The following is a 22,287-nucleotide window of genomic DNA, read 5'->3' on the forward strand; positions in this document are numbered from 1 at the left end:
GCCATGGAACTTTTTGGTTACTACCGCTCGACCTCATCCTACCGGGTGCGCATTGCCCTGGCGCTCAAGCAGCTGGAGGTCCAGCAGGTGCCGGTCAACCTGCTCAAGGGCGAACAGCGCGAAGCACAGTTCCTGGCCCTCAACCCGCAAGGGCGAGTGCCGGCGCTGAAGATCGACTCCGGTGAGCTGCTGGTGCAGTCGCCGGCGATCATCGAGTACCTGGAAGAAGTTTATCCACAACCCGCGCTGTTGCCCCAGGACCCGCTGCGCCGGGCCCAGGTGCGTGGCGTGGCGGCGCTGATCGGCTGCGACATCCACCCGTTGCACAACGTCAGCGTGCTCAATCAACTGCGCGGCCTGGGTCATGACGACGCCCAGGTCAACCAGTGGATCGGCCACTGGATCAGCCAGGGCCTTGCCGCGGTCGAGCAGTTGATCGGTGACCAGGGCTTCTGCTTTGGCGACGAGCCGGGGCTGGCCGATGTCTACCTTGTTCCGCAGTTGTACGCCGCCGAGCGCTTCAATACCGACCTCAGTGGCTTCCCGCGCATTCGCCGGGTCGCGGCCCTGGCCGAGGCACATTCGGCGTTTGCCCAGGCTCATCCGTCGAGGCAGCCCGACGCACCATAAATCATGCTGCTCAGCCCGGAGCAGAATGTCAGTGCACCGATTGCGACGCCGGCGGCAGATGGCTCAGGCGTTCCGTCAGGCGCAAGCGCTGGATTGGATCGTCGCTGAGCAGCAAGGCGTGCTCCAGGTCGAAGCGTTCGGCCTGGGGGCACTCCAGGTGCTGATACAGGGTGGCGCGGGCCATGTAGTCGGCGGCAGTGCCAGGGCCTAGCTGCAACACCCGTTCAGCGTCCTTCAGGGCTTCGAGATGATCGTCGTGGCTGGCGTGCAGCTGGCGCAGGTTGCGTGACAGGCGCTGGAGCATCTGCAGCGGGCTGGCGGTCAGCAGGTGGTCGGCGCTCAAGGCCAGTTGCGGGCCGAACTGGCGGCCCAGCAGCTCGCGGCAATCGGCCGGGTACAGGCGTCGGCCGCCACAGGGGTCGAGCAGATGGTCGGCACCGGGCACGCGCAAGAGAAAGTGCCCGGGGAAGTTCACCCCCTCAAGAGGGATCGACAGGCCGCGGGCCAGTTCCAGGCTCAGCAGGGCCAAGGCCAGGGGCTGGCCGCGGCGGCGTTGCATGACTTTGTCGAGCAGCGCCGCCTGGGGCCGCAGCGGGTGGTATTCGTCCTGCTGGAAGCCCAGGGCGTTGAGGCGGCGTAACAACGGCTGGGCCAGTTCGCTGAGCGGCAGCATCGGCAGCCCGGTGCTGACTTCCTGCTGCAGGGCCTGAACCTCGGCCATGACGCGCGCAGGCACCACGCTGTCATCGTGCTCGGCAGCGATCCACAGCGCCGCCTCCAGCAAGGCGACCGGGTCACGTTCAAGGCAAGCCAGGCAGGCACTACGTGGGTTCATCACAACCTCCGCTCAAGCTTCTGTTGTAGCGCTGGCGCGGCCTTTCGTCCAGTGGTCCGAGTGTTGTCATCGGGGTGTAAAGCGCGACCTATACTGGGATCAGCACCTCATCGAGGAGCCTGCCGATGTTCGCTCTCATGCAAAGCACTCGCACGCAGTCGCTGCACCTGTGCATCGACCCGCCGACCGGCCTCAAAGCAGTGGTCGCCATTCATAGCGAACACCTGGGCCCGGCCATGGGAGGCTGTCGCTACCTGGCTTACCCGGACGACGACAGCGCCATGGTCGACGCCATTCGCCTGGCCCAGGGCATGAGCTACAAGGCCGCCCTGGCCGGGTTGCCGTTGGGTGGCGGCAAGGCGGTGATCATTCGCAACCCCCATGTGGAAAACCGCGCGGCCTTGTTCGAGGCGTTCGGGCGCTTCGTCGAAACCCTGCAGGGGCGCTTCATCACGGCCGTGGACAGCGGCACCTCGACCCTGGACATGGACTGCATCGCCCAGACCACCCAACACGTCACCAGCACCACCGCTGCCGGTGATCCGTCACCCCATGCGGCCATGGGCGTGTTCGCCGGCATTCGCGCCACCTCGATGGCGCGCCTGGGCAGTGACAACCTCGAAGGTTTGCGCATCGCCGTGCAGGGCTTGGGCAATGTCGGCTACGCCCTGGCCGAGCAGCTGCATGCCGCGGGCGCCGAGCTATTGGTCAGTGACCATGACCCGGGCCGGGTGCAACTGGCGATCGAGCAGTTCAATGCCCGGCCGGTGGCCAATGAAATGTTGATCAGCACGCCCTGCGACATTTTTGCCCCGTGCGGGGTAGGGCCGATACTCACCGGCCAGAGCGTGATGCAGTTGCGCTGTGCGGCGGTGGCGGGGGCGGCGAACAATCAGCTGACCACCCTGCAGGTGGCCGACCAGCTGGAAAGCCGCGGCATTTTGTATGCGCCCGATTACGTGATCAATGCCGGCGGGTTGATCTATGTGGCGCTCAAGCACCGTGGCGAGGACCTGGGCACCATTACCGCGCACCTGGCGCGCATTCCCTCGCGCCTGACCGAAGTGTTCGCCCACGCCCAGGCAGAAAAACGCTCGCCGGCGCGAGTGGCGCAGATGCTCGCCGAGCAGATGATCTACAACTGAACGGCGCCTACTCGGCGGCGCCCTCGGCGAGCAGCTCGGACAGGGCGTCGGGCTGGCTCTTGAAGGCCTTGGCGAACACGTCACGGTTTTTCGCCATATAGATACCGGCATCCTCGACCTGCTGTTCGCTCAGCGACGGCACGGCTTTTTTCAGGACCTCGGCCAGCAGCTCGGCCAGCTCCAGCATCTTGTCGTGACGGTCTGCTTCGGCTTTATCCATGAACAAGCGCTCCAGGTCGCGGCTGCTGCGGTATACCACTTCGACGGCCATTCATCACCTCACATGCCTTTGGTAATCGATGTATTCGATACTGTTTATTTGTACAGTGTTAATGATAGGGTAATCCACAGGACTAAGATAGTGGCAAATCAGTATTCTGCTGTTGCCCATTCTTCACCAGGGCCTGGGACGGCACTTTTGCCGCTCTCTATGGTCTGCTTCAGCGTGTAGAATTGCGCATCGGCAGTCGAGCCATCCAGTCTACGAAGGAACAGCAATGAACGAGCAAACATCGCGCCTGAATCGGGAACGGCGCTTTCTGGTACTGCTGGGGGTGATCTGCCTGGCGCTGATCGGCGGTGCGCTGTACATGCAGATCGTGCTCGGCGAGGCGCCATGCCCGCTGTGCATCCTGCAGCGCTATGCGTTGCTGCTGATCGCCGTGTTTGCCTTCATTGGCGCAGCCATGCCCGGCAAGCGCAGCCTGACCCTGCTCGAAGGCCTGGTGGTGCTCAGCGCCATTGGTGGCATCGCCGCTGCCGGTAACCACGTGTACATCCTCGCCAATCCGGCGGTCAGCTGCGGCATCGACACCTTGCAACCGATCGTCGACGGCCTGCCGCTGGCCTCGGTGCTGCCGCTGGTGTTCCAGGTCGATGGCTTCTGTTCCACGCCGTACCCGCCGGTCATGGGCCTGTCCCTGGCGCAATGGGCACTGGTAGCCTTTATACTGACCGCCGTACTGGTACCCCTGGGCATCTACCGCAACCGCCGTCAGGCTTAGACAAAAGTCATGTATTGACGCAAGCCTGTTGTGCAATCAGATTTGCAAAGTTTGTCGCACCAAACTTGATCCTGATCAAGTTCTAACCCTTGTAGAACGGGCGTTCCAGGGGTATTGAAAGGGGTGCGACAAACTGTCGCGAAACTGATTTTTCGGGCGCGATTGTTACACAATTGGTAAAGGACTGTTGCTCAATAAGTCATAGTCAACGATAGGTTACCTATCTACAATCGCCCCCAATTTCCGTTCGGCACCGCTTGCGAGTCGCAGGATTAAAGGAGCTCCAGGGCTCTTTTCGCTGACTCTGACGAGCATCGCCTGCGGCGATGCCGGGCTGACCCCCCTCCGTGATTTCCCGCACCAAATGGAATTGGTCTGAATACAGGCCTGTTGCCTACTGAAGTCAAAATAATAAACACCGCAATACCCGGTTTATGCCGAGCCGCCGCAGCTGGCCTCAAGGTATGACCGTATTCGATCCCATAAATGCTGACGCTTGGCAGGACGAAGTGTTGGCGACCAAAACACAAATTGCATTGAAGCAAGCTGCTCTAGAGGTCGTGAGATGAGTAAAAAGCGTTACCCCAGACTGTTTGGCATTCTGCCCTTTTTAGGCATGCTTTTACTCAGTGGGTGCAACTGGACCCTGCTCGACCCGAAGGGCCAGGTCGGCATTGAGCAAAAGAACCTTATCCTGATCGCTACCGGCTTGATGTTGCTGGTGGTGATTCCTGTCATTTTCATGACCCTGGCGTTTGCCTGGAAGTACCGCGCTTCCAACAAGGCAGCCACCTACACCCCGGACTGGTCGCACTCGACCAAGATCGAAGTGGCGGTCTGGACCATCCCGGTCCTGATCATCATTGCCCTGGGTTACGTGACCTACAAGACCACCCATGAGCTGGACCCGTATCGTCCGCTGGTTTCCGACGTGAAGCCGGTGCAGATCGACGTGGTCGCCCTGGACTGGAAATGGCTGTTCATCTACCCGGAACAAGGCATTGCCACGGTCAACAAGATCGTCTTCCCGGCCAACACTCCGGTCAACTTCCGCGTGACCTCGGATTCGGTGATGAACTCCTTCTTCATCCCGGGCCTGGGCGGGCAGATCTACGCAATGGCTGGCATGACCACCAAACTGCACCTGATCGCCAACGAGAACGGTGAGTTCGACGGTATCTCCGCCAACTACAGCGGTGCTGGTTTCACCGGTATGAAGTTCAAGGCAACCGCCACTTCCCAGGCTGATTTCGAAGCATGGGTGAACGAAGTCAAGCAATCGCCTAAAAAGCTGGATGCCGCTGAATACGCAGCATTGGCCAAAACGAGCGAAAACAATCCAGTCGCGCTGTACAGCGTGGCCTCGCCTGAGCAGTTCCAGTCCATCGTCGACAAGTACGAAGGCATGAACCGCGGCCGGCCGGTCCACGAACAAGAGCAGAGCAAAGAAGCGGCCGGTACCGAAGGGATGGACGTGAGTATGCATTCAGCTGCTGGGGCAGAGGAGTAAGAGATGTTCGGTAAACTAAGTCTGGATGCGATTCCGTATCACGAGCCGATAGTCATGGTGACGCTTGCCATGATCGCGCTCGGCGGTCTCGCGCTCGTTGGTGCTATCACCTATTTCAAGAAGTGGACCTACCTGTGGTCCGAGTGGCTGACTTCGGTCGACCACAAGAAGATCGGGGTGATGTACATCATCGTCGCGATGATCATGCTGCTGCGCGGCTTTGCCGACGCCATCATGATGCGCACGCAGCTGGCCATGGCCACCGGCGGATCCGAGGGCTACCTGCCGCCCGAACACTATGACCAGATCTTCACCGCTCACGGTGTGATCATGATCATCTTCATGGCAATGCCATTCTTCACCGGCCTGATGAACCTGGCCCTGCCTCTGCAGATCGGTGCGCGTGACGTTGCCTTCCCGTTCCTCAACTCCCTGAGCTTCTGGCTGCTGGTGTCCGGCGTCGTGCTGGTCAACGTCTCGCTGGGTGTTGGTGAGTTCGCCAAGACCGGCTGGGTCGCTTATCCACCGTTGGCGGGTATCCAGTACAGTCCTGGTGTGGGTGTCGACTACTACATCTGGGCGCTACAGCTATCGGGCCTGGGTACGACGCTAACGGGTGTCAACTTCCTCGCCACCGTGCTGAAAATGCGCGCGCCTGGCATGAAGCTGATGGACATGCCGATCTTCACCTGGACCTGCACCTGGGCCAACGTGCTGATCGTCGCTTCGTTCCCGATCCTGACCGCTGCACTGGCTCTGCTGACCGTTGACCGTTATCTGGACTTCCACATTTTCACCAACGAGCTTGGTGGGAACCCGATGATGTACGTCAACCTGTTCTGGGCCTGGGGTCACCCTGAGGTTTACATCCTGATCCTGCCGGCCTTCGGTGTGTTCTCGGAAGTCACCTCGACCTTCGCCGGCAAACGCCTGTTCGGCCACAAGTCGATGATCTACGCTTCGGGCGCGATCGCGGTACTGGGCTTTGCGGTATGGCTGCACCACTTCTTCACCATGGGTTCGGGCGCCAGCGTCAACACCTTCTTCGGTCTGGCGACCATGCTGATCTCGATCCCAACCGGGGTGAAGCTGTTCAACTGGCTGTTCACGATCTACCAGGGCCGTCTGCGTTTCACCGCGCCGATCATGTGGACCCTGGGCTTCATGGTGACCTTCTCGATCGGTGGTATGACCGGCGTACTGCTGGCTGTTCCAGGTGCTGACTTCGTTCTGCACAACAGCCTGTTCGTAATCGCTCACTTCCACAACGTGATCATCGGTGGTGCGGTATTCGGCTACATCGCCGGCTTCGCCTTCTGGTTCCCGAAAGCCTTCGGTTTCACCCTGAACGAGAAGTGGGGCAAAGCTGCCTTCTGGTTCTGGATCTCCGGTTTCTACGTGGCCTTCATGCCGCTGTACGCACTGGGCTTCATGGGTATGACCCGTCGTCTGAACCACTCCGACAACCCACTGTGGGAACCCTACCTGTACGTAGCCGTTGTCGGCGCCGTGCTGATCCTGTTCGGTATCGCTTGCCAGCTGATCCAGCTGTACGTGTCGATCCGCGACCGCAAGGACAACATGGACGTGACCGGCGACCCATGGGGCGGCCGTACCCTGGAATGGTCGACTTCGTCGCCACCACCGTTCTACAACTTCGCCACCATGCCTGAGAAAGTCGGCCTGGATGCCTGGCACGAAGCCAAGGAAGCCGGTGTTGCCTACAAGGTTCCAGCCAAGTACGAAGCGATCCACATGCCGAACAACACCTCTACCGGTGTGTTCATGGGTGCCTTGCTGACCGTGTTCGGTTTCGCCTTCATCTGGCACATCTGGTGGCTGGTCGGCGCAAGCCTGATCGGTACCATCGCGGTCTTCGTCGCCCACGCTGCTCGTGACGACCAGGGTTACATGGTTCCAGCCGAGGAAGTGGCGCGCATCGAAGGTGAGCGCATGAAGTCCCTGGGCCTGGCTACCGGTACTCCGGTTGGCGCACGTGTCGAATCGTTTGAACGGGTTTAATCAATGTCCAGTCATGTAATTAACGCTGATACTCATGCTCATGGTCACGACCATGGGCATGACGACCACCACCACGACTCGGGCCAGATGACCGTATTCGGTTTCTGGCTGTACCTGATGACCGACTGCATCCTGTTTGCGTCGCTCTTCGCCACCTACGCGGTGCTGTCCGGCAGTTTTGCCGGCGGCCCGTCGGGTCACGACATTTTCCAGCTGGACTTTGTCGCGGTCGAAACCGCACTGCTGCTGTTCTCGAGTATCACCTTCGGCTTCGCCATGTTGCAGATGTTCAAAGGCAACAAGGGCGGCGTGCTGGGCTGGCTGGCTGTCACCTTCCTGTTCGGTGCCGGCTTCATCGCGATGGAAGTCTATGAGTTCCATCACCTGATCGCCGAGGGCTTCGGCCCGCAGCGCAGTGGCTTCCTGTCGGCGTTCTTCGCGCTGGTCGGTACCCACGGTCTGCACGTAACCGCAGGTCTGATCTGGATGGCGGTAATGATGTACCAGATCAACAAGCACGGTATCACTGGCACCGCCAAGACCCGCATGAGCTGCCTGAGCCTGTTCTGGCACTTCCTGGACGTGGTCTGGATCTGCGTGTTCACCGTCGTGTATCTGCTGGGGGTTCTGTAAATGGCTAACGCACATAACAGCCACGCCGAGGGCAACCACGGTAGCGTCAAGTCCTATGTGATCGGTTTCATCCTGTCGGTCATCCTGACAGCGATTCCGTTCGGCCTGGTGATGTTCCCGAGCATGCCCAAGGACATCACGATCATGGTCGTGGTGGCCCTGGCGGTCATCCAGGTCGTGGTTCACCTGGTGTACTTCCTGCACATGGACCGTTCCGCCGAGCAGCGCTCCAACGTGTCGACCTTCATGTTTACCGTGATGGTCATTGCACTGTTGGTCGGCCTGTCGCTGTGGATCATGTTCAGCATCCACACCAGCATGATGGCGAAGTGAGGTAAGACGACATGTCCGTTAAGCACTTTATCCAAATCACCAAACCGGGGATCATTTTCGGTAACGTGCTTTCTGTGGCAGGCGGTTTCTTCCTTGCCGCGCAAGGGCATGTCGACTTCATGCTGTTCCTGGCCACGGTGATTGGCACTTCGTTGGTGGTGGCGTCTGGTTGCGTGTTCAACAACTGCATCGACCGTGACATCGACATCAAGATGGAGCGCACCAAGAACCGGGCGATGGTCCAGGGCCAGATCTCGCTGAAAGTCGCGCTGGCCTACGCCACCCTGCTCGGGGTGGCCGGCCTTGGCCTGCTGTATGTGCAGGCCAATGCTCTGGCAGCGTTGTTCGGCCTGATCGGCTTTGTCATCTACGTGGGGTTCTACAGCCTGTACCTCAAGCGCAAATCGGTGCACGGCACCCTGGTGGGCAGCCTGTCCGGTGCCATGCCTCCGGTGATCGGCTATTGCGCGGTAAGCAACAGCTTCGACCTGGCTGCACTGACCCTGCTGGTGATGTTCAGCCTGTGGCAAATGCCGCATTCCTACGCCATTGCGATTTTCCGTTTCAACGACTACCTGGCCGCATCGATTCCGGTGCTGCCGGTCAAGCGCGGGATTCTGGTGGCCAAGAAGCACATCCTCTGGTACATCGTGGCGTTCCTGGTAGCGACCCTGATGCTGACCCTGGGTGGCTACGCCGGCATGAGCTACATGGCCGTAGCCGCGGCCATGGGCATGTACTGGCTGTACATGGCCTGGACCGGCTACAAGGCTGTCGATGACCGCCTGTGGGCACGCAAGCTGTTCGTGTTCTCGATCTTCACCATCACTGCCCTGAGCGTGATGATGTCGCTGGACACCAAAGTGCCGACCGAGCTGCTGCTGACTTACGCGCACTGATTCATCAGCGTGTAATGAAAACGCCCCAGGCTGCGAAGCCTGGGGCGTTTTTGTTTGTGCGGCGTTTCTACAAACGACCGAAACTGCTGTTGACAAGTACCCCGTGTTTGCCGGATTTTATCGCCGCGCAGGTAAGGAGTATCTGCGCAGGGCCAGAGGATGCTGGCCGTGATTCATCACACAAGGGACTGTTCATGACCGAGCCAAACGCCGTTGCTCAACGGGCGTGCCTCGCGCTGTTGCGCGAACGCCACACTTCCGCTCATTTCGACACCGCCTTGCAGGTGCTCGATTGCCTGTTCCGTCGTCGCAGCCTGGCGCCCGGGCAGGATGACGAGCTGTCGGCCGAGGTGCTCGAACCGCATCTGGATAAAGTCCTCACCGCCATCGAAGCCGGCCAGCGCATCGAGATGGTTCTGCCGGCCTTCCCGGGCAAATCGCCGAACCGGCAGAAAACCCTCAGCCACCTGCCAGACCTTGCCGAGCGCCACGCCATCGACGAGCTGCAGCAGCTGTGCGCGGAAATCCAGTCCCTGTACGCACCGGGTGCGTTGATTCACATCTGCTCCGACGGCTATGTGTTCTCCGACCTGGTGCGCGTGCCGGATGAGCACGTCAAAGCTTACACCGACGAGATCCAGCGCTACGCCGAGCAGCACTACCCGAACAGCTTCGCCCTGTTCGATCTCAAGGATGCCTATCCGCAACTGGGTTGCCTGGACTCCATGCGCGAAGAGCTGATGATCGAGTACGGCCAGTCGCTGATTGCGCTGGGCCAGCGCTTTCAGGACGAGCCACACATGATGCTGATGTACTGCGGCATCCACCGCTTTCTGTCCGAGGATTACTCAGGCCTTGGCGAGTTCGCCGGCATGAGCCTGAACGCGGTGAAGAAGATCGCCAAGCCGGCCTCGCAACGGGTGATCCAGCGCAGTGAAGCCTGGAGTGCCTTGCTGCAGGCGCGTTATCCACAGTGCCTGCGCCTGTCGATCCACCCGCAGTTGGCGGTATCGGCGAAAATCGGCATTCGCCTGGTGCCTACCAGCGACCTCTGGCGTACGCCCTGGCACTCGGTGGCGATCAAGCGTAGCGGGGTGGTGATGCTCGACAAGCGCAGCAACATCGATGAGCGCTACAGCCGCCTGGTGTTCCGCCAGGGCCGTCCTTGCCACTACGCCAGTGCGCAATGATGCCGGTAGCGCTGGCGGCTGATGCGGTGATCTTCGACCTCGACGGCACCCTGGTCGACACCTTGCCCGATATCGTCTGGTGCCTGAACCACGTGCTGCAAGAGCAGGGCTACCCGCCGCTGTCACTGGAGACCATCAGTGCCTACGTAGGCGGCGGTACCGGGGCGATGCTCGAGCGGGTTGCTGCGCGCCTGGGGATTGTCGACGACAAGGCTCTGCATGAGCACTACATCGCCTGCTACCAGCAGCACCTGGTGCAGTTCTCGCGACCGTTCGATGGCGTGCCGGAGCTGCTTGAAGGCTGTCGCAGCCTGCAACTGCCGATGGCCGTCGTCACCAACAAGGCCCATGACATGGCGCTGCAGGTGGCTGCGCAGCTGTTCCCGTCGGGTACCTTCGAGCTTGTCCTTGGCCAGCGCCGCGGCCACCCGCTCAAGCCGCAGCCTGACGCGGCTCTGGAGGCGGCCCGCTACCTGGCCGTCGAGCCCGCGCGTTGCCTGTTTGTCGGCGATACCGTCATCGATCTGATGACCGCGCGGGCGGCCGGCATGCACTGCGCCGCCGTGACCTGGGGCTATGGCCCGGTCTATGCCTTGCAGGCACAGGCGGCGGATCTTTACTGCGAGCAGCCGGCAGAGCTGTTGCGGGCCCTGCAACAGGCACTCACTTCTTGCATGGCTGGCACTCTCGCCAGCCAGCGTTGAAACACCACCTCTCAAGGAAGAAAGGTCATGCAACACAAGGACACCTGGATCAAGGCGGTCAGCGACGTGCTGGCGGGTTATCTGCTCAAGGACAATGACGATCGCTTCGACGCGGCGGGCAGGGCCAATCTGGCCGTCAGCCTGGCCCGCTTCTACGATCAGCAGGCGCCGGTGCGTCTGGTGCTGCCGGGCTTCCCGTGCAAGTCGCCGAACGCCCGCGACCAGACCTTCGGCACGATGCCGGATTACGGCGAAGCCATGGCCATCGAGCGCCTCGACCAACTCGGCCAGGACATTGCCGCGCTGCACGCGCCGGGCTGCGTGGTGTCGATCCTCAGCGATGGCACCACCTTCAACGACATCGTTGGTGTACCTGATGACCTGCGCAAAGCCTACAACCAGGCCTTGCGCGAGTTGTGCACCACCCACACGATCAACTGGGTGAGCATGGAAGACCTGTTCCCCCAGGCCAGCAGTGCCGATGCCGTACGCGCGACCCTGGTCAAACAGGCACGTTTGCCGTGGAAGAACGTCGAGGCACTGATCGAGCAGAGCCGCCATGATGAAACCCTCAGCCACGCCCACGACAAGCTCTGCAGCCACCTCTACAACGACTTGCGCCTGTGCCGCGAAGCTGGGCAGAGCGAAGACGAGCACCTGCAGCAGATCGGCTACAAGGCCTACCAGATGATGTTCCGCGGCCAGGCGTTGAACGCTGCGGTCAATCGCTTCTTCCCCGACGACATCCGCCTGTCGGTGCATCAGTACGACAATGCCGGGCCAAAATTCACCGTGGCCCTGGCCGACGGTCTGACCCGGGTGTCCAGCCCCTGGCATGCGGTGCCGGTGCGCCACCTGGATGGCAGCCAGACTCTGCGCGGCCGTGCCGAGGTGGACATCGACAAGCATGTGCTGGTGCAGTACCAGGGGCGCCCGTGGCTGTACCACGAGAGCACCGGCGAAGCGCTGCAGGGCTTCGAGTTCGAGCTGCAGAAGCGCCCATTGTTCGGCTTGGTGGTACGTGACCCGTTGGGGCTGGGCTTCGAACGTTTTTCGACGCAGCTGCTCGAAGCGCTGGTGGAGACCTTCGGCTTTGTCTGCCTGCGTGGCTGCCGCTTCGAAGACCGCGACAGCTTTGCCCGCGACTGCGAGCGCTTTGGCACCATCTACCAGTGGGCGTTCGGCAAGGTGCATGTGGTCAAGCCGGCGGACAAACCCGAAGGCGTGGTGCACTCGCTGGAAAAGACTCCATTGCATTGGGACCTGAACATGCTGCCGGACAGCGATGCTCAGGTTCAGCGCGATCCGAAGTTCTGCGCAAGCAAGTTCATGCTCTATTGCAAGACTGCGCCGCAACCGGGGGAAGGGCAGACCACCATCGTCGACAGCCGCAATGCCTTGCGCAAGGTTGGCAACCAGGTGGCGCGGTTGTGGCAGGCGGTTGATATCACCTATTACACGCGTATGACTTACTTTGGTGGTTCGCCGCGTCACTACAGCCTGGTCGACCTGCACCCGCGCACCGGCGAACGTATTCTGCGCTATCAGGAAGGCACCGACTCCAGCCTGCAGACCTTGAGCCAGGAGGTGCAAGGCTTCGAGGCGCAGGCCCAGCAGGCCCTGCTTGAGCAGCTCAATGCCCTGGTCTACGACGATGAATGCCTGATCGCCCATGACTGGGTCGAAGGTGATCTGGTGCTGATCGACAACTACCAGACCCTGCATGGCCGCTTGCCTATGTCGCCGGCCTCGGCCTCCCGTGAGCTGTGGCGGGTTCAGGTGTACTGAGCCGAACACTCCCTGGCAGCGGTCGGTGCCCGCTGCCCGGGAGGCTTTCCGCCTGCCGCGGGTGCTGTGCCGGCGGTAGCGTGTCGTGATCTTCAACCTGACAGGATCATGGCATGAGTGTTTTGACCGTGTATTTTTGCGGCACCGGGTCGCACCGATTCGACGACAACAACCCCAACTTCTGGAATGGCGAGCTGGTTTCGACCCTCGCTTCAAACGACCAGGGCAAGGAGTATGCCCACTGGATCGCCGTCGATGGCCCGGGCAGTGGCAACCTGCAAGCCGATGAACTGTTCGTCGAACCCGGTGGTTATTACAACTGGAACCAGACCTTGTTCGGCAAAGGCTGGGAGGAGAACGTCCAGCACGCACTGCAGATCATCAAGGGGCAGAGCAACTGGCAGCGCACGGAACTGAGCGAGGAGGAGTATCAGCGCCTGAAGGCTGCTGGCATCCCTATCCCCAACTCGACCGCTACGGCGTCCTGGTTCTGGCGCACCTACAACTACGGCAATCGCAAGATTACCCCGCAGTTGCTCCAGGAGCAGATCATCAAGCAGTTTCGCAAGGAAGGCGTCATTCCCACCCAGGTCAACCTTGTGGGGTGGAGCAGGGGCGCCGTCAGCTGCCACATGCTGGCCAATGCCATGCTTGGCGACAGTGAGCTGAAAAAGCTTCCAGTGAATATATTCGCCATCGATCCGGTGCCGGGCATTGGTAACTTCGACCGCCATCGCGTGCAACTGGGCGAGAACGTCAAACAGTACGTAGGTTTCTTCTCCCGCGACGAGCGCTCCAAGGGCTTTGCCTGCGTAGTTCCCAAAACCCATGACGCCACCCGTTGCCATGTCTACCCGATGCCGGGGCGCCACGCCACACTGGTGGGCAACGCGGCCGCCGACGGCGCCGCTGGCGGCAAGGTACTGGCCGAGCCCGGGCTGATCGTTCGCCATTTTGCCGAAGTCTGCCTGACCCGCTGGGGCGTCAAATTGCAGAAGATGCTTAACCTCAACGAACGTGACTTGCAGGCCTATCATCAGGTGCTTGAGCGTGACGAAAGCAAGTACCAGGCAATGCGCAAACATTCCTATATCGTGCTGACCGAAGCTGAAAAGGGTGAGCGCGCCGTTTCGCTGGGCAACCAGGGTACGAGTTTTTCAGCGGTGAAAGGCAGCGGTCTTATGCCCACCGAGGGCCTGGCTGCAGCCGTGAAATGGCAGGCATCGTCCTACAAGGAAATCCGTTAACACCTGTTTTTGTGCTGGACAGCGCGGCGGTCGAGGCCCTATCTTCTGCTTCGGCCACCGCAGTGGCCAACGTCGCTCGGACGGTTCCGGGCGCTTACGTCTTCGAGGAAGCCATGGCTGACCAAGGTTCGCCGCGCCGCTTTGCGCGCATTGATCGTCTCCCCCCCTACGTCTTCAACATTACCGCCGAGCTCAAGATGGCTGCACGCCGTCGTGGCGAAGACATCATCGACCTGAGCATGGGCAACCCCGACGGGGCCACGCCGCCGCACATCGTTGAGAAACTGGTGCAGGTCGCCCAGCGCGAAGACACCCACGGCTATTCGACGTCCCGCGGCATCCCGCGCCTGCGCCGGGCGATTTCGCGCTGGTACAAGGACCGCTACGAGGTCGAGATCGACCCGGAAAGCGAAGCCATCGTCACCATCGGCTCCAAAGAGGGACTGGCGCACCTGATGCTCGCCACCCTCGACCATGGCGACACCGTGCTAGTACCCAACCCCAGCTACCCGATTCACATCTATGGCGCGGTGATAGCCGGTGCCCAGGTGCGTTCGGTGCCGCTGATTCCGGGCGTGGACTTCTTTAATGAGCTGGAGCGGGCGATCCGCGAATCCATTCCGAAACCGAAGATGATGATCCTCGGCTTCCCGTCCAACCCGACCGCGCAGTGCGTCGAGCTGGACTTCTTCGAGCGGGTGGTGGCCCTGGCCAAGCAGTATGACGTGCTGGTGATCCACGACCTGGCTTACGCCGACATCGTCTACGACGGCTGGAAGGCGCCGTCGATCATGCAGGTGCCGGGGGCCAAGGACATTGCCGTGGAGTTCTTCACCCTGTCCAAGAGCTACAACATGGCCGGCTGGCGAATCGGCTTCATGGTCGGCAACCCCGAGCTGGTCAGCGCCCTGGCCCGCATCAAGAGTTACCACGACTACGGCACCTTCACCCCGCTGCAGGTCGCGGCCATTGCTGCTCTGGAAGGCGACCAGCAGTGCGTGCGCGATATCGCCGAGCAGTATCGCCAGCGCCGCAACGTGCTGGTCAAGGGCCTGCACGAGCTGGGCTGGATGGTCGAGAACCCCAAGGCGTCGATGTACGTCTGGGCGAAGATTCCCGAAGAGTATGCACACCTGGGCTCGCTGGAGTTCGCCAAGAAGCTGCTGGCCGAGGCCAAGGTCTGTGTGTCGCCGGGCATCGGCTTTGGTGACTATGGCGATGATCATGTGCGCTTTGCCCTGATCGAGAACCAGGACCGTATCCGCCAGGCGGTACGCGGTATTCGCCAGATGTTCCGGGCTGATGGCATCGGCAGCAAGCCGGCCCAGAAGTAAGCACTGACCCGGGCGCGGGTCAAACCTGTTCCTACAGCTGGAGCAGGTTTTTCCCGCGAAACAACCGTCCGTCAGCGGCGATTTATTTCTGCATTACCCCCCTTCTCAAACACCCGGCAAAGCATAGAATGGCGGCGGGTTTCTCCCTATAACGATAATCAACCTCCCCCCCTTCTCATCATGTCCGAACATAATCCTTGTTTGAACTGCGGCGCCTGCTGCGGGTATTTCCGTGTGTCTTTCTTCTGGGGTGAGTGCACGTCGGCGGGTGGTGTCGTGCCCGACGATCTGGTGGTCCAGATCAGCCCCAGCCGCGTTGCGATGATCGGCACCGACAGCAAGCCCTGTCGCTGCATCGGGCTTGAGGGCGAGATCGGCAAAGGGGTCAGCTGCAGCCTGTATGAACAGCGCTCAACCCCTTGTCGCGAGTTCGATGCGGCCTGGGTCAATGGCGAAGCCAACCCCAGCTGCGATGCCGCCCGTGCCGCCTATGGCCTGCCACCGCTGGAGGCCAACGAGCCAATCTGGCCGGACGAGGGCGCCGAAGTCGCCTGAGGCGCGACTTGAAGGTTACACTGCCGGGTTGATGAATCGGACAGGAGGTCCCGCGTGACCCGCATGTACAGTTTTCCCGCTGACCTGTGCCTCGAAAGCCCGCGCCTGCAACTGCGCCCGATGGTGGCCGAAGATGCTGCGGCGTGGTTTGCCATCATGGCCGACCCTCAGGTCATGCGTTACTGGAACCACGGCCCCTGGCAAGTGCTGGCAGAGGCTCAGGCAGCGCTGGCCGAAGACCGCGACGCATACGCCGCCGGGCAGATGCTCAAGCTGGGAATCTATCGGCGCGACAATAGCGAGCTGATCGGCATGACCCAGCTGTTCAACCTGGAGCCCACCTCGCGCCGTGGCGAAATCGGCTATTGCCTGGCCAGTTGCGCGCAGGGCCGTGGCTACATGGACGAGGCGCTGACCTGTTTCATCGATTACCTGGCCCATGGCCTGCACCTGCGCCGGCTGGAGGCCGAGATCGACCCGCGCAACCAGGGGTCGGCGCGTACCCTGGAGCGCCAGGGTTTCGTCCTTGAAGGGCTGTTGCGCCAGCGCTGGTGCGTGGCCGGAGAGCTTTCGGACTCGGGGCTGTACGGGCTGCTGCTCGATCAGGCGCCGCTGGACGGTTGAATCCTGACCGCTGCCTGGCGGTTGCGTTGCGGTCGGGCATCTGGATATTATTCGGAACAATTCTCACTTACACACTTGCGAGTGCGCCATGTCCGTCGCCGAGCCGCCGCTGCAACGCGCGATCCATACGCTGTATTGCGAGCACCATGGCTGGTTGTTCAACTGGCTGCGGCGCAAGTTGCGCTGTTCACAGCATGCGGCGGACCTGGCACAGGACACCTTTGTACGCATCCTCGGCTCGCGCGACACGCTCCTGGGTATTCGCGAGCCGCGTGCCTTCCTCAGTACCACGGCGCGACGCCTGATCATCGATCGGGCACGTCGCCAGCAGATCGAAGACGCCTACCTGCGCGAACTGGCCCTGACTGTCGAGGTCATGGAGGGCCATCAGTCGCCCGAGCAGATCCTCCTGACCCTGGAGGCGCTGGAGCAGATTACCTTCATGCTCGAGGGCTTGCATGAAAAGGCCCGCCAGGCCTTTGTCGACTATTACCTGGACGAGCTGAGCCAGGTGCAGATCGCCGAGCGCCTGCAGGTTTCGCCACGCATGGTGCGCAAGTACCTGATGCAGGCCCTGGTGCATTGCCACCAGGCCGTTAATGTTTGATTGCCGATGACGGCCCAAGCGTCAATCGAGCAGCACGCCGCCGAATGGATTTTGCGCCTGGGTGAGGGTGAGCTGAGTGAGGCAGAGCGCCAGGCGCTGGATGCCTGGCGTCGGCAGGACGCTCGCCATGAAGCCACCTTCACTCGCATGCAGGCGATCCTCGAACAGATGCACAGCCTGCGCCCGCAACGCCAGCCGGTGCGCGCCGCACTGCGCACGCCTGCAAATGCCCAGCGGCGTGCGCAGTACCCACGCCGGGTGCTGTTGGGCCTGGCTTTGCTGGCAGCACTGGGCGTGCCCCTGAGCCTGTCCGGCTGGCATCCGCAAAACCTGCTGGCCGACCTGCACACCGCGCCGGCGCAATGGCAGAGCCACACGCTGAGCGACGGCACGCGGGTCATCCTCGAAGGCAACTCGGCCCTGGACGTGCGCTTCAGCGCCCACGAGCGACGTATCGAACTGTTGCGCGGCAAGGTGCTGGTGGATGTCGCGCACGACAGCAGCCGGCCTTTCGTGGTGGCCACCGCCGACGGCACGTTCCAGGCCCTGGGCACGCGCTTCGTGGTTGCCCGTGGCGGTGCCGGCAGCGAACTGACCATGCTCGAATCCCAGGTGATGGTGCGCAGTGCCGAGCAGGACAAGTCGCTGGCGGTGGGCAAAGGCGGGCGGGCCTGGGTTCGCCGGGATGATCTGGGGCTGCTGGCCAGTATTGATCCGGCCAGCGTTGACCAAGCCTGGCAGCGTCATCAACTGGTGGTTGAGCAATCGCCGCTGGTGGATGTCCTCGATGCCCTGGCCCGCCAGCGCCGCGGCCATCTGAGCTTCGACCGCAAGGCGCTGGCTGATCTGCGGGTGTCGGCAGTGCTGCCGCTGGACGACAGCGAGCGGGCCCTGCAGCTGCTGGCTGAAGTGCTGCCGATATCGATTCATTCGCATACGGCCTGGTGGACGCGTATCGAGCGCCGCAGTGCTGATAAGTAATTGTTCGCGACTGGTTCCTCATTCTCATCTTGGCCCGTCCTTCTAGAAGCCAACATGATTAAACAAGGAGCCTTTTCACCATGCGCCGATTTACTGGCCGCCCCGTTTTGAGCCCTCTGGCGCTCTGTGTACAGCTGGCCTGCAGCGGCCTGCTGCTGACTGCAGTCGCTGTGCCAGCAATGGCCCAGGGTCAACAACAGCGCTTCGACGTGCCTGCTGGTGCGCTGAGCACAGCGCTCAACCGCTTCGCCCAGCAAGCCGGCGTCGCCCTGGCCTTCGATCCGGCTGATTTGGCGGGGCGTAACACAGCCGGCCTGCAGGGCAGCTTCGCCCTTGAAGACGGTTTTGCCCGCTTGCTCGAGGGCAGCGGCTACCGTATTGCCCAGGGTGACAACGGTTATGTGTTGCTACCGCAAGCCGCTACACCGGCAGCCCAGGTGCTGGAGCTGGGGGTCACCACGGTGGCCGGCCAGGGCATGGGCGAAAGTACGGAAAATACCGGCTCCTATGCGCCGGGGCTTATCAGCGTAGGCTCCAAGTCACCGACCAGCCTGCGCGAAACGCCGCAGTCGGTGGCGGTGATCACCCGTCAGCTGATCGAAGACCAGCAGCTCACCGACATCAACGAAGCGATGAAGGCGACACCGGGAGTGATTACCCAGAGCACGACTTTCCGCATCCAGGATTTCATCTCGCGCGGCTTTTCCATCCAGAACCTGCAGATCGATGGCGCCGCCCCGCAGGCGCTGGGCACGGCCATGGGCTCGTTCTATTCGTCGAACATCTTCGACCTGGCCGAGTTCGACCACGTCGAGGTGCTGCGTGGTAGCGGGGCCTTGTTCGGCGGCTCGGGCGACCCGGGCGGGATCATCAACATGGTGCGCAAGCGGCCGATGTCCGAGAACCAGCTCAAACTGAGCCTGTCGGCCGGCAGCTGGGACAACTATCGCCAGGAACTCGACATCACCGGGCCCATGGGCTGGGACGGCCGCTTGCGTGGGCGCCTGGTGGTGGCCAACACCGACCGCCAGTACTTCATCGACAAGCGCAGCACGGAAAAGCCGCTGGTGTACGGCGTGATGGAAGCCGACGTGAGCGATGACACCATGCTCACCTTCGGCGTGCGCTACAACAAGTCCCATGAGAACGGCACCAACGCCGCTGTGCCGCGCTACAGCAATGGTGCCGATCTGGGCCTGCCACGGCACACCGGCCTGACCCAGTCCTGGGCATTCACCGACACCACGGCGCGCGAGTATTTCGCCAAGGTCGACCATCGCTTCAACGACGACTGGAAACTCAACCTGTCGTACACCAACATCTGGGATGTGTCCTGGTTCAAGACCGCGTCGACCCTCAATGCGGTTGACCCGATCAGCGGCAGCGGCGTGACCTGGTACGGTACCCAGAGCCGCCAGGAAAACGAACAGCACCTGTACGACGTCAACCTGGCCGGCAATTTCCAGGCCTTTGGCCTGGATCACCAGCTGATACTGGGGGCTGACTACCAGCGCATCGACAGCCGCTGGCTGGGCACCGCGCCACATCCCGGCTTTGGCGGGCCGGTGAATGTCTTCGACCCCGACGCCACGCCCTGGCCGGAGCCTGCCAACCACACCGACTACAGCCGCGACTACAACCCCAACGCCCAGCGTCAGTACGGCCTTTACTCCAGCCTGCGCCTGCAACTGGCCGAACCGCTGCACCTGATCCTCGGTGCCCGCGCCCAGCGTTACCACTTCGAGCAGACGTACCAGACCCGCACCGGCGAGCAATGGAACGTGGCTTCGCAAGTCGACCAGCGCATCGGCACCAAGCTCACGCCGTTTGGTGGCGTGGTCTATGACCTTGATGAGCAGTGGTCGGCCTACGCCAGCTACTCGCAGATCTACAAGCCGCAGGCCAACAAGCTGGCCGGCCCGCAACCGGGCAGCCCGTTGCAGCCGATGACCGGCAAGACCTACGAGACCGGCCTCAAGGGCGAGCTGTTCGACGGCGCGTTGAACACCAACATTGCCTTGTACTACACCACCCGTGAAAACGAAGCGGTGCGTGACCCGCGCTTCACCTCGGCGAGCAATCTGTTTGCCGGCAGCTGCTGCTACCTGGACAACGGTGAAGTGGTCAGCAAGGGCATCGATATCGAAGCGTCGGGGGAACTGCTGCCGGACTGGATGCTGATCGGTGGCTATACCTTCAACCTCAATCGCAACCGCAGTGCCAATACCTCGCTGAGCACGGTGATGCCCAAGCACCTGTTCAAGCTCTACACCACTTACCGGCTGCCGGGTGTGCTGCAGGACTTCAAGGTTGGTGGCGGCGTGCAGGCGCAGAGTGCGACTTACGTATCCGGCACCACCAACCGTTTCAATGGCGATGGTTCAATCGCCGAGCGTGATGTGCCGTTCGACTTCACCCAAGGGGGGTATGCGACCTGGAGTGCACTGGTCGAGTACAAGGTCGACGAGCACTGGGACCTGACCCTCAACGGCAACAACCTGTTCGACAAGAAGTACTACCAGACCGTGGGAACCTCCACCTATGGCAACTACTACGGCGACCCCCGCAACTTCATGCTGACCCTGCGCGGCACCTACTAAGCGCCGGGCGACTTTGCGCAGGCCACCGGTCTGCGCTATTGTCGCGCGCTCTTTTACCAGCAAGGATTGCCTGGTGCCGTTCAATTATCTGACCTTAAGCCTGGCCTGCTACCTCACCAGCCTGTTCCTCCAGGCCTGCGCCCGTGAGCACGATGTAATGCGCGGCATGCACGCCCTGGCCCTGGGGGTGTTGAACGGGTCCTTCTGGTTTGCCAACCCACTGTATTTCGCCGCCCTGGTGATGCACCGGACCAAGCCGCAGGTAGCCCTGTACCTGGGCTGCGCGGCGTTGGCGCTCAGTGGCCTGATGGTGCCGCTGGGCTGGCTCGGCTTGACCCCGGTGCCTGATTCGGCCAACGGACCGGGGCTGCTGATCGGTTACTACGTGTGGCTGCTGGCGATGCTGGTGTTCATTCTCGGCCAGTGGCGTTACCGCCACGAACCTGCGGACAGCAGCAAGGTGCCGCTGCTGGGCTGGCCGGCCTGGGGGCTGGTCGCCGGCATCGTGTTGACCGTGCCGCTGGCCTTCACGCCCTGGAGTAAAGTGCCGTTTCGCTCGGCCCCCGAGCCAACCTCGTGCATTGAATGTGGAGGCAATTGATGGCCCGCTTTTACGTTGCGATCACCCTGGCGCTGTACCTGCTGAGTCTGAGTTGCAAGGCCATTCACCTGTCGGCCGATGGCTCTTTGCATGCCCTGCAGGTGCTGTTGCTCGGGCCTTGGGGCATCGTCATGCAGATCTACGGCTGGTTTGCCAACCCGTTGCTGGGGCTGGCGATCCTTATGCACCGGCGCTGGCGCTGGCTGGCCCTGGTGCTTGGCCTCGGCGCCTTGTACCTGGGCCTCAGTGCCTTGATGGTGGAGCGCCTGCCCGACAATCACAGCTACAGCTTTCTCGACGTTACCGGTTTTGGCCCGGGTTATTACCTCTGGTTGCTGTCGATCAGCTTCTTCTGCGTCATGCAGGCCTGGTGGTGTCGGCAGGGGCTCAAGGGCGCGCAGCTACCCGGTTGGAATTGGCTGGATGGCGGCCTGTCAATCGTATTGAACATTGTCATCGTCTACGCCATCCAGACCCCCAGCCTGCACTTTCAGATAAAGAAAGTGATCGAACCGCCGCCACCACCGATCGAGATCGACAAGGACGCCATCTAGCGGGCGGACGCCGAGGTTCCCCACTGCACTACCAGCATGCCGACCACGATCAGCCCGACCCCGGCCAGGCGCAGGCCGTTGACCGGGCGTTCGGGCAAACCCATCAGGCCCCATTGGTCGATGATCAACGACGACAGCACCTGCCCGGCAATTACGCAAACGATGAAGCCGGCGGCGCCCAGCCTTGGCGTCAGCACCAGTGCGGCGGTGATGTAGGCAACCCCGGCAACGCCGCCCAACCAGGCCCACCAGGGCGCTTGGGCCAAGGCATTGAGTTGTGGCAGCGGCGCCCGCAAAACCAGCAATGCCGGGATCACCATCAGCACACTCACCGCCAGCGACACCAGCGACGCCCACAACGGGTGCCCGAGCAGGCGGCCGAGCGCTGCGTTGCTGCCGGCCTGGAAGGGCACGGCGGCGCCGGCCAGCAGGGCGATAGTCAGGGGCAGCAAGGTGGCGGTAATAGCGGGCAGGTTCATGGCATGGCTCTC

The 22,287-nt window shown here is 61.8% G+C and carries 23 protein-coding genes; 20 read left to right on the forward strand and 3 right to left on the reverse strand.

Annotation, left to right across the window (positions count from 1 at the left end):
* The first annotated feature begins 3 nt into the window (after positions 1-3).
* Positions 4-630 (forward strand): maleylacetoacetate isomerase, encoded by a 627-nt coding sequence (maiA, locus tag UB48_RS09125; protein WP_045196122.1) that lies wholly within the window; start codon positions 4-6, stop codon positions 628-630.
* Between the two features lie 28 nt (positions 631-658).
* Here the strand turns inward: maiA and UB48_RS09130 are convergent, their stop codons facing one another.
* Positions 659-1,465 (reverse strand): SirB1 family protein, encoded by an 807-nt coding sequence (locus UB48_RS09130; RefSeq protein ID WP_045196124.1) that lies wholly within the window; start codon positions 1,463-1,465, stop codon positions 659-661.
* Positions 1,466-1,590: 125 nt separating this feature from the next.
* On the opposite strand from UB48_RS09130, the gene UB48_RS09135 reads away from it, so the two are divergent.
* The gene (locus tag UB48_RS09135) at positions 1,591-2,610 is read left to right on the forward strand and encodes a Glu/Leu/Phe/Val dehydrogenase dimerization domain-containing protein (protein WP_045196126.1); all 1,020 of its coding nucleotides are present in this window, start codon (positions 1,591-1,593) and stop codon (positions 2,608-2,610) included.
* Between the two features lie 7 nt (positions 2,611-2,617).
* Here the strand turns inward: UB48_RS09135 and UB48_RS09140 are convergent, their stop codons facing one another.
* The gene (locus UB48_RS09140; protein ID WP_045196128.1) at positions 2,618-2,881 is read right to left on the reverse strand and encodes a YebG family protein; all 264 of its coding nucleotides are present in this window, start codon (positions 2,879-2,881) and stop codon (positions 2,618-2,620) included.
* A gap of 226 nt (positions 2,882-3,107) precedes the next feature.
* On the opposite strand from UB48_RS09140, the gene UB48_RS09145 reads away from it, so the two are divergent.
* The 18 genes from UB48_RS09145 to UB48_RS09230 all read left to right on the forward strand — a co-directional run bounded on the left by UB48_RS09145 (position 3,108) and on the right by UB48_RS09230 (position 21,796).
* On the forward strand, positions 3,108-3,614 hold the full coding sequence (locus UB48_RS09145; RefSeq protein WP_045196130.1) for a disulfide bond formation protein B: 507 nt from the start codon (positions 3,108-3,110) through the stop codon (positions 3,612-3,614).
* Between the two features lie 565 nt (positions 3,615-4,179).
* On the forward strand, positions 4,180-5,124 hold the full coding sequence (cyoA, locus tag UB48_RS09150) for a ubiquinol oxidase subunit II (protein ID WP_045196132.1): 945 nt from the start codon (positions 4,180-4,182) through the stop codon (positions 5,122-5,124).
* 3 nt (positions 5,125-5,127) lie between these two features.
* On the forward strand, positions 5,128-7,146 hold the full coding sequence (cyoB, locus tag UB48_RS09155; RefSeq protein ID WP_045196135.1) for a cytochrome o ubiquinol oxidase subunit I: 2,019 nt from the start codon (positions 5,128-5,130) through the stop codon (positions 7,144-7,146).
* Between the two features lie 3 nt (positions 7,147-7,149).
* Positions 7,150-7,779, forward strand: a complete 630-nt coding sequence (locus tag UB48_RS09160; RefSeq protein WP_026001353.1) for a cytochrome o ubiquinol oxidase subunit III — start codon at positions 7,150-7,152, stop codon at positions 7,777-7,779.
* A complete protein-coding gene (gene cyoD, locus UB48_RS09165) occupies positions 7,780-8,112 on the forward strand; it encodes a cytochrome o ubiquinol oxidase subunit IV (RefSeq protein WP_038997063.1) in 333 nt (110 codons plus the stop codon).
* A gap of 11 nt (positions 8,113-8,123) precedes the next feature.
* Positions 8,124-9,011: a heme o synthase gene (cyoE, locus tag UB48_RS09170; protein WP_038997062.1), complete on the forward strand. Its 888-nt coding sequence runs from the start codon at positions 8,124-8,126 to the stop codon at positions 9,009-9,011.
* 194 nt (positions 9,012-9,205) lie between these two features.
* Positions 9,206-10,201, forward strand: coding sequence for an isocyanide synthase family protein (locus tag UB48_RS09175; protein ID WP_045196138.1), 996 nt, complete (start codon positions 9,206-9,208; stop codon positions 10,199-10,201).
* Positions 10,201-10,905 (forward strand): HAD family hydrolase, encoded by a 705-nt coding sequence (locus tag UB48_RS09180; protein WP_045196140.1) that lies wholly within the window; start codon positions 10,201-10,203, stop codon positions 10,903-10,905. Before UB48_RS09175 ends, UB48_RS09180 begins: the two co-directional genes overlap by 1 nt.
* A gap of 27 nt (positions 10,906-10,932) precedes the next feature.
* The gene (locus tag UB48_RS09185; RefSeq protein WP_045196142.1) at positions 10,933-12,693 is read left to right on the forward strand and encodes an L-tyrosine/L-tryptophan isonitrile synthase family protein; all 1,761 of its coding nucleotides are present in this window, start codon (positions 10,933-10,935) and stop codon (positions 12,691-12,693) included.
* 113 nt (positions 12,694-12,806) lie between these two features.
* A complete protein-coding gene (locus UB48_RS09190; RefSeq protein WP_045196144.1) occupies positions 12,807-13,940 on the forward strand; it encodes a hypothetical protein in 1,134 nt (377 codons plus the stop codon).
* Positions 13,941-14,053: 113 nt separating this feature from the next.
* Positions 14,054-15,274, forward strand: coding sequence for an alanine transaminase (gene alaC / locus UB48_RS09195; protein WP_045196146.1), 1,221 nt, complete (start codon positions 14,054-14,056; stop codon positions 15,272-15,274).
* A gap of 180 nt (positions 15,275-15,454) precedes the next feature.
* A complete protein-coding gene (locus UB48_RS09200) occupies positions 15,455-15,829 on the forward strand; it encodes a YkgJ family cysteine cluster protein (RefSeq protein ID WP_045196148.1) in 375 nt (124 codons plus the stop codon).
* Between the two features lie 54 nt (positions 15,830-15,883).
* Positions 15,884-16,453: a GNAT family N-acetyltransferase gene (locus UB48_RS09205; RefSeq protein ID WP_045196150.1), complete on the forward strand. Its 570-nt coding sequence runs from the start codon at positions 15,884-15,886 to the stop codon at positions 16,451-16,453.
* An 88-nt stretch (positions 16,454-16,541) separates the two neighbouring features.
* Positions 16,542-17,060 (forward strand): sigma-70 family RNA polymerase sigma factor, encoded by a 519-nt coding sequence (locus UB48_RS09210; protein ID WP_045196152.1) that lies wholly within the window; start codon positions 16,542-16,544, stop codon positions 17,058-17,060.
* Positions 17,061-17,066: 6 nt separating this feature from the next.
* Positions 17,067-18,041 carry a FecR domain-containing protein gene (locus tag UB48_RS09215; RefSeq protein ID WP_045196154.1) on the forward strand — a complete coding sequence of 325 codons (975 nt, stop codon included), beginning with the start codon at positions 17,067-17,069 and terminating at the stop codon, positions 18,039-18,041.
* A gap of 80 nt (positions 18,042-18,121) precedes the next feature.
* On the forward strand, positions 18,122-20,641 hold the full coding sequence (locus UB48_RS09220) for a TonB-dependent receptor (protein ID WP_045196156.1): 2,520 nt from the start codon (positions 18,122-18,124) through the stop codon (positions 20,639-20,641).
* 73 nt (positions 20,642-20,714) lie between these two features.
* Positions 20,715-21,242 (forward strand): hypothetical protein, encoded by a 528-nt coding sequence (locus UB48_RS27080; RefSeq protein WP_052676506.1) that lies wholly within the window; start codon positions 20,715-20,717, stop codon positions 21,240-21,242.
* Positions 21,242-21,796 carry a hypothetical protein gene (locus tag UB48_RS09230; RefSeq protein ID WP_045196158.1) on the forward strand — a complete coding sequence of 185 codons (555 nt, stop codon included), beginning with the start codon at positions 21,242-21,244 and terminating at the stop codon, positions 21,794-21,796. The genes UB48_RS27080 and UB48_RS09230 overlap by 1 nt, the downstream gene beginning before the upstream one ends.
* Here UB48_RS09230 and UB48_RS09235 read toward each other — a convergent pair.
* Positions 21,793-22,275 (reverse strand): DMT family transporter, encoded by a 483-nt coding sequence (locus UB48_RS09235; RefSeq protein WP_045196159.1) that lies wholly within the window; start codon positions 22,273-22,275, stop codon positions 21,793-21,795. The genes UB48_RS09230 and UB48_RS09235 overlap by 4 nt on opposite strands.
* Between the last annotated feature and the right edge of the window lie 12 nt (positions 22,276-22,287).

This window comes from Pseudomonas sp. 2(2015), from assembly GCF_000955865.1.
Lineage (GTDB): Bacteria > Pseudomonadota > Gammaproteobacteria > Pseudomonadales > Pseudomonadaceae > Aquipseudomonas.

Excerpts from the sequence above, each read along its gene's own strand:
- cyoE (WP_038997062.1), top strand. The coding sequence starts at position 8,124 with ATGTCCGTTAAGCACTTTATCCAAATCACCAAACCGGGGATCATTTTC.
- UB48_RS09180 (WP_045196140.1), top strand. The coding sequence starts at position 10,201 with ATGCCGGTAGCGCTGGCGGCTGATGCGGTGATCTTCGACCTCGACGGC.
- alaC (WP_045196146.1), top strand. The coding sequence starts at position 14,054 with ATGGCTGACCAAGGTTCGCCGCGCCGCTTTGCGCGCATTGATCGTCTC.
- UB48_RS09140 (WP_045196128.1), bottom strand. The coding sequence starts at position 2,881 with ATGGCCGTCGAAGTGGTATACCGCAGCAGCCGCGACCTGGAGCGCTTG.
- UB48_RS09190 (WP_045196144.1), top strand. The coding sequence starts at position 12,807 with ATGAGTGTTTTGACCGTGTATTTTTGCGGCACCGGGTCGCACCGATTC.
- UB48_RS09210 (WP_045196152.1), top strand. The coding sequence starts at position 16,542 with ATGTCCGTCGCCGAGCCGCCGCTGCAACGCGCGATCCATACGCTGTAT.
- UB48_RS09235 (WP_045196159.1), bottom strand. The coding sequence starts at position 22,275 with ATGAACCTGCCCGCTATTACCGCCACCTTGCTGCCCCTGACTATCGCC.
- UB48_RS09200 (WP_045196148.1), top strand. The coding sequence starts at position 15,455 with ATGTCCGAACATAATCCTTGTTTGAACTGCGGCGCCTGCTGCGGGTAT.
- UB48_RS09215 (WP_045196154.1), top strand. The coding sequence starts at position 17,067 with ATGACGGCCCAAGCGTCAATCGAGCAGCACGCCGCCGAATGGATTTTG.
- UB48_RS09230 (WP_045196158.1), top strand. The coding sequence starts at position 21,242 with ATGGCCCGCTTTTACGTTGCGATCACCCTGGCGCTGTACCTGCTGAGT.
- UB48_RS09160 (WP_026001353.1), top strand. The coding sequence starts at position 7,150 with ATGTCCAGTCATGTAATTAACGCTGATACTCATGCTCATGGTCACGAC.
- UB48_RS09175 (WP_045196138.1), top strand. The coding sequence starts at position 9,206 with ATGACCGAGCCAAACGCCGTTGCTCAACGGGCGTGCCTCGCGCTGTTG.
- UB48_RS09220 (WP_045196156.1), top strand. The coding sequence starts at position 18,122 with ATGCGCCGATTTACTGGCCGCCCCGTTTTGAGCCCTCTGGCGCTCTGT.
- maiA (WP_045196122.1), top strand. The coding sequence starts at position 4 with ATGGAACTTTTTGGTTACTACCGCTCGACCTCATCCTACCGGGTGCGC.
- UB48_RS09145 (WP_045196130.1), top strand. The coding sequence starts at position 3,108 with ATGAACGAGCAAACATCGCGCCTGAATCGGGAACGGCGCTTTCTGGTA.
- UB48_RS09135 (WP_045196126.1), top strand. The coding sequence starts at position 1,591 with ATGTTCGCTCTCATGCAAAGCACTCGCACGCAGTCGCTGCACCTGTGC.
- UB48_RS09130 (WP_045196124.1), bottom strand. The coding sequence starts at position 1,465 with ATGAACCCACGTAGTGCCTGCCTGGCTTGCCTTGAACGTGACCCGGTC.
- cyoA (WP_045196132.1), top strand. The coding sequence starts at position 4,180 with ATGAGTAAAAAGCGTTACCCCAGACTGTTTGGCATTCTGCCCTTTTTA.
- cyoB (WP_045196135.1), top strand. The coding sequence starts at position 5,128 with ATGTTCGGTAAACTAAGTCTGGATGCGATTCCGTATCACGAGCCGATA.
- cyoD (WP_038997063.1), top strand. The coding sequence starts at position 7,780 with ATGGCTAACGCACATAACAGCCACGCCGAGGGCAACCACGGTAGCGTC.
- UB48_RS09185 (WP_045196142.1), top strand. The coding sequence starts at position 10,933 with ATGCAACACAAGGACACCTGGATCAAGGCGGTCAGCGACGTGCTGGCG.